This window comes from Pseudomonas sp. Pseusp21 (genome assembly GCF_059492145.1).
Genome location: NZ_CP168520.1, coordinates 4277965 through 4292824, shown reverse-complemented (window position 1 = coordinate 4292824; position 14860 = coordinate 4277965). Strand labels below are relative to the sequence as shown.

At 61.4% G+C, this 14860-nt stretch carries 14 protein-coding genes; 2 read left to right on the top strand and 12 right to left on the bottom strand.

What is annotated here, in order from left to right:
* Positions 1–170: 170 nt before the first annotated feature.
* The 9 genes from hflC to ACEN93_RS19510 all read right to left on the bottom strand — a co-directional run bounded on the left by hflC (position 171) and on the right by ACEN93_RS19510 (position 10237).
* Entirely contained in the window at positions 171–1040 is an 870-nt protein-coding gene (gene hflC / locus ACEN93_RS19550; RefSeq protein ID WP_495610397.1) for a protease modulator HflC, read from the bottom strand.
* Positions 1040–2209, bottom strand: coding sequence for an FtsH protease activity modulator HflK (gene hflK / locus ACEN93_RS19545; protein ID WP_039766653.1), 1170 nt, complete (start codon positions 2207–2209; stop codon positions 1040–1042). Before hflK ends, hflC begins: the two co-directional genes overlap by 1 nt.
* 96 nt (positions 2210–2305) lie before the next feature.
* Complete coding sequence (gene hflX, locus ACEN93_RS19540) at positions 2306–3607, bottom strand: ribosome rescue GTPase HflX (protein WP_039766650.1); 1302 nt, start codon at positions 3605–3607, stop codon at positions 2306–2308.
* A 12-nt stretch (positions 3608–3619) separates the two neighbouring features.
* Positions 3620–3880 carry an RNA chaperone Hfq gene (gene hfq / locus ACEN93_RS19535; RefSeq protein WP_007902656.1) on the bottom strand — a complete coding sequence of 87 codons (261 nt, stop codon included), beginning with the start codon at positions 3878–3880 and terminating at the stop codon, positions 3620–3622.
* Positions 3881–3973: 93 nt separating this feature from the next.
* A complete protein-coding gene (gene miaA, locus ACEN93_RS19530; RefSeq protein WP_039766645.1) occupies positions 3974–4945 on the bottom strand; it encodes a tRNA (adenosine(37)-N6)-dimethylallyltransferase MiaA in 972 nt (323 codons plus the stop codon).
* Positions 4945–6852, bottom strand: coding sequence for a DNA mismatch repair endonuclease MutL (mutL, locus tag ACEN93_RS19525; RefSeq protein ID WP_074689632.1), 1908 nt, complete (start codon positions 6850–6852; stop codon positions 4945–4947). The genes miaA and mutL overlap by 1 nt, the downstream gene beginning before the upstream one ends.
* Positions 6849–8228 (bottom strand): N-acetylmuramoyl-L-alanine amidase, encoded by a 1380-nt coding sequence (locus ACEN93_RS19520; protein ID WP_371855323.1) that lies wholly within the window; start codon positions 8226–8228, stop codon positions 6849–6851. Before ACEN93_RS19520 ends, mutL begins: the two co-directional genes overlap by 4 nt.
* A 51-nt stretch (positions 8229–8279) precedes the next feature.
* The gene (gene tsaE / locus ACEN93_RS19515) at positions 8280–8750 is read right to left on the bottom strand and encodes a tRNA (adenosine(37)-N6)-threonylcarbamoyltransferase complex ATPase subunit type 1 TsaE (protein WP_007950729.1); all 471 of its coding nucleotides are present in this window, start codon (positions 8748–8750) and stop codon (positions 8280–8282) included.
* On the bottom strand, positions 8738–10237 hold the full coding sequence (locus tag ACEN93_RS19510; RefSeq protein ID WP_134333962.1) for an NAD(P)H-hydrate dehydratase: 1500 nt from the start codon (positions 10235–10237) through the stop codon (positions 8738–8740). Before ACEN93_RS19510 ends, tsaE begins: the two co-directional genes overlap by 13 nt.
* Positions 10238–10300: 63 nt before the next feature.
* Between ACEN93_RS19510 and queG the strand changes: the two genes are divergently transcribed.
* Positions 10301–11380 (top strand): tRNA epoxyqueuosine(34) reductase QueG, encoded by a 1080-nt coding sequence (gene queG / locus ACEN93_RS19505; protein WP_074689629.1) that lies wholly within the window; start codon positions 10301–10303, stop codon positions 11378–11380.
* Here the strand turns inward: queG and ACEN93_RS19500 are convergent.
* Together ACEN93_RS19500 and orn are read right to left on the bottom strand one after the other, a co-directional pair.
* Positions 11362–11973 carry a trimeric intracellular cation channel family protein gene (locus tag ACEN93_RS19500; RefSeq protein WP_039766632.1) on the bottom strand — a complete coding sequence of 204 codons (612 nt, stop codon included), beginning with the start codon at positions 11971–11973 and terminating at the stop codon, positions 11362–11364. The two genes, queG and ACEN93_RS19500, sit on opposite strands and share 19 nt — an antisense overlap.
* An 83-nt stretch (positions 11974–12056) precedes the next feature.
* On the bottom strand, positions 12057–12599 hold the full coding sequence (gene orn / locus ACEN93_RS19495) for an oligoribonuclease (protein WP_065258764.1): 543 nt from the start codon (positions 12597–12599) through the stop codon (positions 12057–12059).
* A gap of 107 nt (positions 12600–12706) precedes the next feature.
* Between orn and rsgA the strand changes: the two genes are divergently transcribed.
* Positions 12707–13738, top strand: coding sequence for a small ribosomal subunit biogenesis GTPase RsgA (rsgA, locus tag ACEN93_RS19490; protein WP_134333963.1), 1032 nt, complete (start codon positions 12707–12709; stop codon positions 13736–13738).
* Between the two features lie 56 nt (positions 13739–13794).
* On the opposite strand, the gene motB is transcribed toward rsgA, so the two are convergent.
* Positions 13795–14859 (bottom strand): flagellar motor protein MotB, encoded by a 1065-nt coding sequence (gene motB, locus ACEN93_RS19485; protein ID WP_163973914.1) that lies wholly within the window; start codon positions 14857–14859, stop codon positions 13795–13797.
* Position 14860 lies beyond the last annotated feature (1 nt).

Genomic DNA, 14860 nt, shown 5'->3' with positions numbered 1-14860 from the left:
AAACTGTCGGGCCATTCAACCCGATCTTCTGCAACAAAAACAGCAATCAAACGTGCAGACGCAAAAAAGCCGGGAATTTCCCGGCTGCCGCATCATACACACGTTTTCCCAAAGGATCACCCCGCCCGAGATATTAGCCGCCGGGCGGAATGATTCAGGTCAACGTCGTATCAAGGCTTGGACTTTTCCAGGTAACGGAAGAAGTCGCTGCTTGGGTCGAGGACCAGGACGTCGGATTTGTTCGCGAAGCTTTCACGGTAGGCACGCAGGCTACGGTAGAAACCGTAGAATTCCTGATCCTGGCCGTAGGCCTTGGAGTAGATCGCAGCGGCCTGGGCATCACCGTCACCGCGAATCTCTTCGGATTCACGATAGGCTTCAGCCAGCAGCACACGGCGTTGACGATCGGCGTCGGCACGGATGCCTTCGGCCAGCTCGTTACCCTTGGCGCGGTGCTCGCGAGCTTCACGCTCACGCTCGGTGCTCATACGTTCGAACACGCTGCGGTTCACTTCTTTCGGCAGATCGATGGCCTTGACCCGGACATCGACCACTTCGATACCCAGCTCTTTTTCCGCCATCTTGTTCAGCGATGCGGTGATGTCAGCCATCAGTGCATCACGCTCACCGGACACGACTTCGTGCAGGGTGCGCTTACCGAACTGGTCACGCAGACCCGATTCCAGTCGACGGGACAGACGCTCGTCGGCGATCTGCTTGAGGCCGGACGTTGCGGTGTAGAAGCGCTCGGCATCTTTCACGCGCCACTTGGCGTAGGCATCGACCATCACGGCTTTCTTTTCCAGCGTCAGAAAACGCTGTGTCGGTGCATCCAGCGTCATCAGACGTGCGTCGAATTTACGCACCTGGTTAACGTAAGGAACCTTCACATGCAGACCTGGCTGAACATCAGCCTGAACCACGCGACCGAATTGCAGCAACACCGCGCGCTCGGTCTGAGCGACGATGTAGAAGCAGTTCCAGCCAACCAATACCACAAAAACGCCAACGATCAGGGCGATCAGCGATTTATTGCTCATCAGCGGGTCTCCCTTGTACGCGACTGCGGCACGTCAGTGACATGCGGCGTGACGTCCGTGTTGTTACTGGCGGCAGCCGAACCGGTGACCGGTGCATTGCTGCCCGAGCTGTTCTGAATCATCTTGTCCAGCGGCAGGTAAAGCAGGTTGCTCTGGCCGTTCTTGTTGCCGGTCACGAGCACCTTGCTGGTGCTGCTGAAGACTTCCTGCATGGTGTCCAGGTACAGACGCTGGCGAGTGACCTCGGGCGCCTTGCGATACTCGGCAACCAGTTTGGTGAAACGATCTGCCTCACCCTTGGCGCGCGAGACCGTTTCGTCACGGTAACCGTTGGCATCTTCAAGGATACGCTGGGCCTGACCACGGGCTTCCGGCACCACGCCGTTGGCGTAGGTTTCAGCCTGGTTGCGCGAACGCTGCTCGTCTTCACGGGCGCGGATCACGTCATCGAAGGCTTCCTGCACTTCACGCGGTGCCGCTGCGCTCTGTACGTTGACCTGGGTGACGGTGATACCGGTGCGATAGGTATCGAGGAAACGTTGCAGACGCTCCTTGATCTCGCTGGCCATCAGCTCACGACCTTCGGTCAGCACCTGGTCCATTGCAGTGGAGCCCACCACATGGCGCAGCGCACTGTCGGTCGCATGTTGCAGGCTGATTTCCGGCTGGTCGACGTTCAGCACGAAGTCCTGCAGGTTGCTGATCTTGTACTGCACGGTCAGCGGCACTTCGACGATGTTCTCGTCTTCGGTCAGCATCTGGCCCTGCTTGGTGTAGGCACGCTCACGCGTGACGTTCTCCATGTACTTCTTGTCGATCGGCGGGAAGTAGATGTTCAGGCCGGGACCGACAGTCTCGTAGTACTTGCCGAAGCGCAGCACCACGGCCTGCTCCTGCTCGTCCACGACGTACACCGCGCTGTACAGCCAGACGGCCGCCAGCACGACCAGGCCGATGCCGAGCAGGCCGCCGAAGCCGCCGCTCTTGCCCGAGCCACCACCGTCATCACCGCGTTTTTTTCCACCACCGAACAACCCGTTCAGGCTTTCCTGCAGCTTTCGGAAGGCCTCGTCGAGATCCGGCGGTCCCTTGCGGTCGCCGTTGTTGCGACGCTTGCCACCCCAAGGATCCTGATTGTTCGAGTTGCCACCCGGCTCATTCCAAGCCATAGCGCTCTCCATCTGATAAAGCAAAGACGCACCCACGGCGCGCCGACCAATGCTACAGAATGCCTGCCGTTGCGGCACAACCGCTTTGTCAGGCTTTTATTGCAAAGTGTGTTGCTCGATGAACTCCGTCGGCACAACGCCTTCACGACTGACCAGTCGATTGAGCTCCGAGCGTGGCAATCGAACGGCCAGCAAGCTGACACCTTCTTCGTCGTATTCTTCTTTCTGTACCGCGCCCAACTCGAAAAACTGTGCACGCAGACGCGCAAACCGCTGAGGCAAACGCAAGGTACCCACGAACAAATCGCTGCCGAGCAATTCGGCAATGGCTTGCTCAAGCAATTCCAGACCGGTGCCATCACGGGCTGACAACCAGACCCGCTGGGGCTTGCCGTTTTCATCGCGCTGGATTTGTGGCTCAACGCCTTCAAGCAAATCGAGTTTGTTATAGACCTCGAGGATCGGCAAGTCCTGGGCACCGATCTCGCCCAGTACCACCATCACCTGCTCGATCTGCAACATGCGATCCGGTTCGGCCGCATCGATCACGTGCAACAGCAGGTCGGAGTTGCTCGACTCTTCGAGCGTAGACCGAAATGCCTCGACCAGTTTGTGCGGCAAATGGCGAATGAAACCCACGGTGTCGGCCAGGACAATCGGCCCCAGGTCGTCCAGATCCAGACGGCGCAGGGTCGGGTCGAGCGTGGCGAACAGCTGGTCAGCAGCGTACACGTCGGACCTGGTCACGTTATTGAACAGCGTGGATTTACCGGCGTTGGTATATCCCACCAGAGACACGGTAGGGATATCCGCACGCGAGCGGCCGCGACGCGACTGTTCGCGCTGGCTGCGCACTTTTTCCAGTCGGCCCTTGATCTGGCGCAGGCGTACCCGCAGCAGTCGCCGGTCGGTTTCGAGCTGGGTTTCACCCGGGCCGCGCATGCCGATACCGCCACCCTGACGCTCAAGGTGAGTCCAGCCGCGGACCAGCCGGGTGCTCATGTGGTCAAGCTGGGCCAGTTCTACCTGGAGCTTGCCCTCATGGGTACGGGCGCGTTGGGCGAAAATATCGAGAATCAGACCGGTACGGTCGATCACGCGACACTCGAAAACACGTTCGAGGTTACGTTCCTGACTGGGCGTGAGGACGTGATTGAAGATCACCAGATCGGCTTCTTCGGCGTGGACCAGGTCGCGCAGTTCCTCGACCTTGCCGCTGCCAATCAGGTATTTGGCGGTTGGCCGATGACGCGGCACGTTAAAAAACGCAACGGTCTCGGCGCCAGCCGAATTTGCCAGTTCCTGAAACTCCTGCGGATCTTCGCGCGCCTCAGGGTCCTGTCCATCCAAGTGAACGAGGATGACTCGTTCACCACCACCGTGGCGCTCAAAGAACAAAGGAGACTCCTATCAGGCGTTACCTGGCTCAGCGTCACCTGCTTCGGATTCGGTTGCGCTTGGCAGACGAATTGGACGAACCGGCACCACTGTAGAGATAGCGTGTTTGTAAACCATCTGGCTGACGGTGTTCTTCAGCAGGATAACGAACTGGTCGAACGACTCGATCGTGCCTTGCAGTTTGATCCCGTTCACCAGGTAGATGGAAACCCCCACTTTCTCTTTACGTAAAGTATTCAAGTAAGGGTCTTGTAGCGAATGCCCTTTTGACATGTGCCGCACTCCTTTAAGGATTCAATATAAAAAATAGGTAAACAGATGGCTTTTGCCGCCACACCCCCAAGGATAGACGGCAATTGCAAGGACTCAGCTCAATATGGAGATCGTCCCAAGGTATTTCAAGGCGCGTGGCAGATTGTCGCAATCCAGACTGTCGAGCCAGTGTAAATCTTTCCAGCTGCGCAGCCAGGTGAACTGGCGTTTGGCCAATTGGCGCGTGGCGATGATGCCCCGCTCCTGCATCTCGGCCGACGTCAGCTTGCCATCCAGGAAGTCCCAGACCTGGCGGTAGCCTACCGCACGTATAGACGGCAACCCGGCATGCAGGTCACTTCTATTACGCAGGGCTACGACCTCGTCGATGAATCCCTGTTCCAGCATACTTGTGAATCTTTGTTTAATGCGCTCGTGCAGTACCTGGCGATTAGTTGGTGCAATCGCCAGGTTCGCGACAGTATAGGGCAATTGTTGCAGTCCCGATGCGGCCGCTTCAGCACTTTGCGCAGATTGTTGCAGGCGTAGCGCAGTCATGCTCTGACCGCTGACCCGGTAAACTTCCAGCGCACGACTCAGTCGCTGTGGATCGTTCGGATGGATGCGTGCCGCCGACTCGGGATCGATGACCGCCAGTTGCTCGTGCAGGGCTTGCCAGCCAAGGCGTGCAGCCTCTTCTTCAATCTGCGCGCGAACCTCGGGATCGGCCGCCGGCATGTCCGCCAAACCGTCGATCAAAGCCTTGTAATAGAGCATCGTGCCGCCCACCAGCAGCGGAATTTTTCCGCGTGCGGTGATCTCGGCCATGGCCTCCAGCGCATCACGACGGAAATCCGCTGCCGAATAGGCTTCGGCCGGATCGAGAATGTCGATCAGTCGATGAGGGAATTCGGCCAGCAGTTCTTTGGAAGGCTTGGCGGTGCCGATGTCCATGCCGCGATAGACCAGCGCCGAATCGACGCTGATCAGCTCGCACGGCAGCACCTTGGTCAGCTCGATGGCCAGGTCGGTCTTGCCCGCAGCGGTCGGGCCCATCAGGAAAATCGCTGGAGGAAGCTGGCTCATCAACGACCGCGCAGGAACAGTTTGTCCAGATCGTCCAGGCCCAGTTGGGTCCAGGTCGGTCGGCCATGGTTGCATTGACCGCTGCGTTCAGTGTTTTCCATGTCACGCAGCAGGCCGTTCATTTCCGGCAGGGCCAGACGCCGGTTGGCGCGGATCGCGCCGTGGCAGGCCATGGTGCCGAGCAGTTCGTTCAGATGCGCCTGAATCCGGTCGCTGGTGCCGTATTCCATCAAGTCCGACAGCACATCGCCCACCAGTCGGTTGGCTTCGGCCTGTTTGAGCAAGGCCGGGATCTGCCGGATGGCCAGGGTTTCCGGGCCAAGGCGCTGCAATTCAAAACCGAGGCGCTGGAACCATGCCGCATGTTCTTCGGCGCAATCGGCCTCGCGCTGACTGACCGCCAGCGATTCCGGCACCAGCAGCGGCTGGCCGCTCAGGCCTTCGCTGGCCATGGCAATCTTCAGGCGCTCATACATGATCCGCTCGTGAGCGGCGTGCATGTCCACCAAAACCAGGCCCTGGGCGTTCTCGGACAGAATATAGATGCCCTTGAGCTGCGCCAGCGCATAACCCAGCGGCGGGATGTCTTCCTGACCGGCCGGCAGCGCGTTGGCATTCGCTTCAGGCAGCGGCGCAAAAAACTCGCGATACGCGGCCTGGGCCTCGGCAACCGGCACGGTCGATTGCGGACGCGGCGTGTATTGATACTGATAAGCGCCGCCCGCACTGGCGCCCGACGAGGTATTGAACGCCGGCTGCGCTTGCGGCTGCTCCAGCAACGCATTGGCCGCCAGACGCATTTCGCCCTGCGGTCCGAATTCACCGGCTTCAAGGCCGGTCGGCCGGACGATCGCGGTGGTCACCGCACCGGCAAGCTGATCTTCCGGGCGCACATCACCGAGGGCCCGGTGCAAGGTGCCATACAGGAAGTCATGCACCATGCGCCCGTCACGGAAGCGCACTTCGTGTTTGGTCGGGTGCACGTTGACGTCGACCGCTGCCGGATCAACCTCGAAAAACAGTGCGAACGTCGGATGCCGGCCGTTGAACAGCACATCGCGATAAGCCTGACGCACCGCGTGGGCCACCAGCTTGTCGCGCACCGCACGGCCATTGACGAAGAAATACTGCAAGTCCGCCTGACTGCGGTTGAAGGTCGGCAGACCGACCCAGCCCCACAAATGCAGGCCATTGCGTTCGATTTCGATCGGCAACGCCTGCTCGAGGAAGCCCGAACCGCAGATCGCCGCTACACGCCGGGCGCGGGCCGCGTCATCGTGGGCTTCGTGCAGGCTGAGGATGGTCTTGCCGTTGTGGCGCAGATGGAACGCCACGTCGAAACGCGCCAGCGCCAGACGCTTGATCACTTCCTGCAGGTGATCGAATTCGGTTTTTTCAGTCTTGAGGAATTTGCGGCGTGCCGGGGTGTTGAAGAACAGGTCACGGACTTCCACCGACGTGCCGACCGGGTGCGCCGCTGGCTGCACGCGAGGCGCCATGTCGCGGCCTTCAGTCTCGACCTGCCAGGCCTGATCGGCGTCGCGGGTACGCGAGGTCAGGGTCAGACGCGCCACGGAGCTGATCGAAGCCAAAGCCTCGCCCCGGAAACCCAGGCTCATCACCTGTTCGAGGTCTTCCAGGTTACGGATCTTGCTGGTGGCGTGACGGGCCAGGGCCAGCGGCAGGTCATCAGCGGAAATGCCGCTGCCGTCGTCACGCACTCGCAGCAGTTTGACGCCGCCCTGCTCGACATCGACGTCGATACGCTTGGCGCCGGAGTCGAGGCTGTTTTCCAGCAGCTCCTTGATCACCGAGGCCGGGCGTTCGACTACCTCACCGGCGGCGATCTGGTTCGCCAGCCGCGGGCTGAGCAGTTCAATGCGGGCAGCGTTCAGGACCTGGTTCATTCTTTGGACGCCAGTTCGGTGCCGGGAATGGTCAGGTGCTGACCGACTTTCAGATCATCGCTTTTCAGATTGTTGGCACTACGCAGTGTGGCCGGCGAAATCTGATAACGCACGGCAATCATCGCCACGGTCTCACCCGGACCTACCCGGTGATCACGCGGTCCCTGAGCGATCTTGCCCGAATCACGCAGCCAGGCGATGTAAGTGCCCGGTGGCGGATTCTGCTGGAAGAACTGGCGCACGCCGCTGCTGATCGAGCGCGCCAGCGCCTGCTGGTGGCTCGCTGCCGAGAGTTTGCTCGCTTCGTTGGCGTTGGAGATGAAGCCGGTTTCCACCAGGATCGACGGGATGTCCGGCGATTTCAGCACCATGAATCCGGCCTGTTCCACGCGCTGCTTGTGCAGCGGGGTGACCCGGCCAATGTTGGTCAGGACTTTCTGACCGACGTTGAGGCTGGAGGTCAGCGAGGCGGTCATCGACAGGTCGAGCAGAACGCCGGCCAGCATCCGGTCCTTGTCGTCGAGGCTGACGTTGCCGGCACCACCGATCAGGTCGGAACGGTTTTCGCTGTCGGCCAGCCAACGGGCGGTTTCCGAGGTGGCTCCACGATCAGACAGGGCAAACACCGACGCACCGAACGCGGCCGCAGACGGCGCAGCGTCAGCGTGGATCGAGACGAACAGGTCGGCGCCCTTCTTGCGGGCAATCTCGGTACGACCGCGCAGCGGGATGAAGTAGTCGCCGGTACGGGTCAGTTCGGCGCGGAAGCCTTTCATGCCGTTGACCTGACGCTGCAACTCGCGGGCGATCTGCAGTACCACGTCTTTTTCGCGCTGGCCGCGAGAACCCGATGCTCCCGGGTCTTCACCGCCGTGACCGGCGTCGATGACCACGATGATGTCGCGCTTTCCGGCCGGGGCCGGTGGCAGTTTGATCGCAGGTTCAGCCGGCGTGACAGGCACCGCCGGTACGGTAGCGACCGACGGCGTCGGCGCAGGCGGTGGTGCCGCGTCTGCCGGGTTGTCGAACAGGTCGACCACCAGACGGTTGCCATACTGGGCGTTCGGCGCCAGCGAGAAGCTTTTCGGAGTGACCGCTTTTTTCAGGTCGATGACCACCCGCAGGTCGGTCGGCGTGCGCTGGGCCGAACGCATCGCAGTGATCGGCGTGTTGGCGGTCTGCACATTCAGCGGCGCGCCGAGGGTGGCGCCGTTGATGTCGATCACCAGACGATCCGGCGCGGTCAGCGTGAAGACGCTGTGCTGCACCGGGCCTGTCAGGTCGAACACCAGTCGCGTGTTGTCCGGCGCCCGCCACAGGCGCACGCTGTTGACCTTCGTCTCGGCCACAGCGTTGACGGTTACTGCCATCAACATCAGTCCAGCGGCAGCCACCAACGCGCGAAAGCGCATACCTAACCCCATCATTCAATTGGTTTCCAATGCCAAAGCGGCACACCAGGCCTCGCCGCGCGAGCCCTGGGATAAAATGGTCAGCGAACGTCCGCTGTCTTGCGGGCTAATGGTAATGGTCAGGTCAGGCTTTGGCAAAAAGCCTGCACCTTTATCGGGCCATTCGATCAGGCACAGGGCGTCGTCTTCGAAATAGTCGCGGATGCCGAGAAACTCCAGTTCCTCCGGATCGACCAGACGATACAGGTCGAAGTGAAACGCCCGGACGTCACCGATCTCGTAGGGCTCGACCAGGGTGAAGGTCGGACTTTTCACCGCCCCCACGTGCCCCAGACCGCGAATGATGCCCCGCGACAGCGTGGTTTTGCCCATCCCGAGATTGCCTTCGAGAAAGATCAGGCCATGGCCCTGGGTGATACGGGCGATGCGTGCGCCAAAGTCGCTCATGGCCTGTTCATCGGCCAGGTACAGGGTTACTTCAGACACGGTGCATGCTCCTCCAACAACTGACGAATGGCTGGAATAAGATCACTGGCCGCCAGCCCACGGCCGAATTTACCTTGTTGCAGACCGGCGTTGGCGTGCAGCCAGACTGCCAGACTCGCGGCGTCAAAACCGTCCATGCCCTGGGCCAGCAGTGCGCCGATCAGGCCCGCCAGCACATCGCCGAGCCCGGCAGTGGCCATCGCCGGATGGCCTTGATGACACAGCGCCAGACGACCATCGGGATGAGCAATCAGACTGCCCGCGCCTTTGAGCACCACCACCGCTGTATATTTTTTGCTCAACGCCAGCGTGGCCGCCGGACGATCAGCCTGCACTTCGGCTGTACTGATCCCCAATAAACGCGCTGCCTCCCCCGGATGCGGCGTGATCACGCAATCCTTGGGCAAACTGACAAAACCCGAGGCCAGCAGGTTCAGCGCATCCGCGTCCCATACTTGAGGCAGCGCTGCATTGGCAGCGGCCGACAACAGCGCTCGCCCCCAACTGGCCTGCCCAAGCCCCGGCCCGACCACCAGCACGGACACCTTGTCCAGCAGCCCCATCAGTTGATTGGCCGAAGAAGTGCCCAGCGCCATGGCTTCCGGTACCCGGCTCAGCGCCGCCGGCACATGTTCCGGGCGAGTCGCGACCGAGACCATCCCGGCACCACTGCGCAACGCGCTTTCGGTGCTCAGCAGGATCGCCCCGCCAAAGCCGTGATCGCCGCCGATCAGCAGCACATGGCCGAAACGCCCCTTGTGGGCAGCCGGCGCACGGGCAGCCGGACGCGGCAGGTTAATCGCGTTGAGCCGTTGAGCGACGGCAGAAATGTCACTGAAATTTTCGGCCGTGGCCTGCAGGTCGTTAAACAGCAGTTCGCCGACATGATCCACCGCCTCGCCCGTGAACAGCCCGAGTTTCAGCCCGATAAAAGTCACGGTGAGGTCGGCGTGCACCGCTTCACCCAGCGCATGGCCGGTGTCGGCGCATAATCCGGAAGGGATATCGACCGCCACCACTGGCAGCCCGCTGGCATTGATCGACGCAATCGCAGCGGCATAAGGCTCACGCACCTCGCCGCTCAGGCCGGTGCCGAGCAACGCGTCAACGACGATGCCGCGCAACTCACAGGACAGATCCCATGGGGCAATCGATACACCCTCGGCCACAGCTTCGGCGTGCGCCACAGCGGCATCGCCCTTCAAACGCTGCGGCTCACCGACAGCCAGCACCTGAACCTGCCAACCCGCCCGATGGGCCAGCGCCGCCACCAGATAACCATCGCCGGCGTTGTTGCCGTGTCCGGCCAGCACCGTCATTTCATTCGCGGCCGGCCATTGGCGCACCAGCGCGCGCCACGTGGCATGGGCGGCACGCTGCATCAATTCGAAGCCCGGCGTGCCGGCGGCGATCAGCCGAGCATCGAGTTCGCGCACTTGCGCGGCACGGTACAGCACGTCGGGTAATTGATCTTTAGTGTGCGGCATGCGTCTTCGGGCTCCGATGTCTGGCAGAATTATACGCACCTCAGCTCCGGTTTCTCTCGCCTCATGTCCGCCATCACCACCGATCTTCCCGCCCTCGCCCAATCCATCAAGGACTGGGGCCGCGAGTTGGGCTTCCAGCAAGTCGGCATCAGCGGTCTGGACCTGGCCGAGCATGAACAGCACCTGCAACGCTGGCTCGAGGCCGGCTACCACGGCGAAATGGAGTACATGGGCGCCCACGGCAGCAAACGCTCGCACCCCGAAGAACTGGTGCCGGGCACCCTGCGTGTGGTGTCGCTGCGCATGGACTACCTGCCGGGCGACACACAAATGGCGCAATTGCTGGGCAAACCGGAAAAAGCCTACATCTCGCGTTACGCCTTGGGCCGCGATTATCACAAGTTGATCCGTAAACGCGTTCAACAACTGGCGGACAGGATTCAGTCCGAAATCGGCCCGTTCGGTTTCCGAGCCTTCGTCGACAGCGCCCCGGTGCTGGAAAAAGCCATCGCCGAGCAGGCCGGGCTGGGCTGGATCGGCAAAAACACTCTGGTGCTCAATCGCAAGGCCGGCAGTTATTTCTTTCTCGCTGAACTGTTCGTCGATCTGCCGTTGCCGGTGGATGAACCGCATAGCACCGAACATTGCGGCCGATGCACCGCATGCCTCGACATCTGCCCGACCAACGCTTTCGTAGGCCCGTACGTGCTGGACGCGCGACGCTGCATTTCCTACCTGACCATCGAACTGAAGAACGCCATCCCCGAAGATCTGCGACCGCTGATCGGTAACCGTGTGTTCGGCTGCGACGATTGCCAGATCTGCTGCCCGTGGAACCGCTTCGCCCGCCCGTCCGGCGAAAGCGATTTCAAGCCACGGCACAATCTGGACAACGCAGAACTGGCCGAACTGTTTATGTGGGATGAAGACAAATTCCTCAGCAGCACCGAGGGTTCGCCGCTACGTCGGGCCGGTTACGAGCGCTGGCTGCGAAATCTGGCGGTGGGACTGGGAAATGCACCGTCAAGCATTCCAGTGCTGGAAGCACTCAAGGCGCGGCGCGAATACCCGTCAGAGCTGGTGCGAGAACATGTGGAATGGGCTTTGAAACAGCACGCCGACCGTCAAGGCGCGTCGTTATAGACGAACTTCGGCATTTCCCAATGGAAGCGAATCGCCAACAGCCGCAATAGAAAGCCACCGAACAACGTGATCAGAATCGCCTGCTCGCTCGGCACATTGAGGAACAGACAGAGCATGTAGCACCACGCCGCAGCGAACGAGACACTGGCGTAGAGTTCGCGGCGGAAGATCAGCGGGATGTCGTTGCAGAAGATATCGCGCAGGATGCCGCCGAACACACCCGTGATCACGCCGCTGACCGAAGCCACCAGCATGCCGTGGCCCATTTCCAGGGCGGTCATGCAGCCGATCAGGGTGAATGCCACCAGACCGACCGCGTCGAGCACGAGAAACAGCGAGCGCAGGTGACGCATCCAGCGTGCGGTAAACACGGTGATCATCGCCGCAATCGTCGTCAGTACCAGATATTCCGGATGTTTGACCCAGGTCAGCGGGTAATGCCCGAGCAGCACGTCGCGCACCGAACCGCCGCCCAATGCGGTGACGCAGGCGATCAGCACCACGCCGAACCAGTCCATGCCGCGACGGCCCGCAGACAGGGCGCCGGTCATGGCTTCGGCAGTAATGGCGACGAGGTAGAGCATCAGCAACATGGTGGCGATCCTGGCAGGAAGGCGCGCAGTCTACTCACTTCACCGAGGCACCAAAAGAGGGCACCCCGGCGTAGGTGCCGATCTCAGAACTTGATGAAATGCTTACGGTAATGCTGCAGCTCGGCAATGGATTCGCGGATGTCGTCCAGCGCCAGGTGAGTGCTGCCCTTCTTGAAACTGTCACGCACGTCCGGCGCCCAGCGCGCGGCCAGTTCCTTGAGCGTGGAGACGTCGAGGTTGCGGTAGTGGAAGTAGCTTTCCAGCGACTTCATGTGGGTATAAAGGAAGCGCCGATCCTGGCAGATGCTGTTGCCACAGATCGGCGACTTGCCCTTCGGCACCCACTTTTCCAGGAAGGCAATGGTCTCGGCCTCGGCCTCGGCCATGCTCACGCGGCTTTCACGTACGCGCTGGGTCAGGCCGGAGTTGCCGTGGGTGCGGGTGTTCCACTCGTCCATGCGGGCGAGGACTTCGTCGCTGTGGTGGATGGCGATCACCGGGCCTTCGGCCAGGGTGTTCAGGTCACTGTCGGTGACGATGGTGGCCATTTCGATGATGACGTCGTTTTCCGGATCGAGACCGGTCATTTCCAGGTCGATCCAGATCAGATTCTGCGGGTTTTGCATTTTTCGGCTCCTGAGCAATGCTGCGCAGTTTAGCCTAGGCAGCCTGCCGGGCGTGCTAAACTCGCGGCCGTTTTACCTAATCGCTGCATTCTTCAGACGGAACACCCATGGCCAAACGCCAACTCAATCGTCGTCAAAACTGGCGCATCGAAAAGATTCAGGGCGAGCGCGCCGCCCGCGCCGCCAAACGCGAGTCCTCGGCTGTCGAGGCGCTCGAAGGCGGCGACCTCGGCCCGGAACAGCACGGCCTGGTGATCGCCCACTTCGGTGTGCAGGTCGAGGTCGAGGCCGTTGACGGTGAGCTGGCCGGCCAGGTCTTCCGCTGCCATCTGCGGGCCAACCTGCCGGCGCTGGTCACCGGCGACCGGGTAGTATGGCGCGCCGGCAACCAGGGCATCGGCGTGATCGTCGCGCAACTGCCGCGCACCACCGAGCTGTGCCGTCCGGACAGCCGTGGCCAGCTCAAGCCGGTGGCCGCCAACGTCGACATGATCGTCATCGTCTTCGCCCCGCTGCCCGAACCTCATGCGAACCTGATCGACCGTTATCTGGTCGCCGCCGAACATGCCGGCATCCGCCCGTTGCTGCTGCTGAACAAATTCGACCTGATCGACGAGCAGAACGCCCCGGCGCTGAATGCGCTGCTGGAGGTCTACCGCACACTGGGTTATCCGGTGCTGGAAGTCTCGGCGCACCACGGCAACGGCATGGAGCAATTGCAAAAGCAGCTCGACGGACGCATCAGCGTGTTCGTCGGCCAGTCCGGTGTCGGCAAGTCGTCGCTGGTCAACAGTCTGCTGCCGGAAGTCGAAACCCGCGTCGGCCCGCTGTCCGAGCTGTCGGGTCAGGGCACCCACACTACGACCACCGCACGCCTGTTCCACTTCCCCGGCGGCGGTGAACTGATCGACTCCCCGGGCATCCGTGAATTCGGCCTCGGCCACGTCAGCCGCGCCGACGTCGAAGCCGGTTTCATCGAGTTCAACGACCTGCTCGGCACCTGCCGCTTCCGCGACTGCAAGCACGATCGCGAACCCGGTTGTGCACTCCTCAAGGCCTTGGAAGACGGCCGCGTGCAGCAGCAGCGAATGAACAGCTACCGCTCGATCATCGCCAGCCTGCCGGAAAACGGTTACTAGACTTTCAAGTAACCAGACACAAAAAAGCCGCGATCATCTCGCGGCTTTTTTGTGGGTCACTGTTTCGGCGCGGGGGCCGGTGCAGGCGCCGGAGCTGGTGCCGCTGCGCCCGGCTCGGTCGGTTTCGGCAGCGGGTCATCGAACAGGTTCAGCCGTTCGCGCAACTCGTGGGCCGGTACCGGTTGCTGATCCGCCGGCAAGGCGTTCGGGTCGACCGGGGTAGCCGGCGCGGCGCCGTTCTGACCTTGATCCGTCGGTTTCGACGGGTCGGCGCCTTGCGCACCTTCGATGGCTGCCTGGGCTTTCTTGGTCAACACCACGATGTCGATGCGGCGGTTGACCGGGTTGAACGGGTTCTCCTTGTCGAACAGCGCCGACGAGGCGTAACCCACCACACGCGCCACTTGCGAGTCCGGATAACTGCCCGCCACCAGCGCACGCCGGGCGGCGTTGGCACGGTTGGCCGAAAGCTCCCAGTTGCCGAAGTCGCCATTGCCTACATAAGGCTTGGCATCGGTGTGGCCGCTGATACTGATCTTGTTCGGCACCGCTTTGATCGTGTCGGCCATGGCCAGCAGGATGTCTTCGAAGTACGGCTTCAGCCGTGCGGAACCTGAGTCGAACATCGGCCGGTTCTCGGCGTCCATGATCTGGATGCGCAAGCCGTTCGGCGTGATCTCGAAGAGGATCTGGTCCTTGAACTTCTGCAGTTGCGGGTTCTCGTCGACCTTGTTCTGCAGTTCTTGCAGCAGCAGTTCCAGGCGTTCCTTCTCGACCTGTTCGGCCATGCCTTCAACCTGTTCGGTGTCGACCGTGACCTTGTCCGGTTGCGGTTGCGACTTCACTTCAGGGTTGAGGGTGTTTTCCGGCGCCAGGGTCGGCGTACCGCCCAGGTCGATGATGTACGGCGTGCCGCTCTCGGAGAAACCGACCGGGTCCTTGAAGTAACCGGCGATGGCGATCTTCTGTTCCGGGGTCGCGGTGGACAGCAGCCACAACACCAGGAAGAACGCCATCATCGCCGTCGCGAAGTCGGCGAAGGCGATCTTCCACGCCCCGCCGTGATGCCCGCCGGCGATGCGCTTGACGCGCTTGATGATTATCGGCTGGTTATTTTCCATG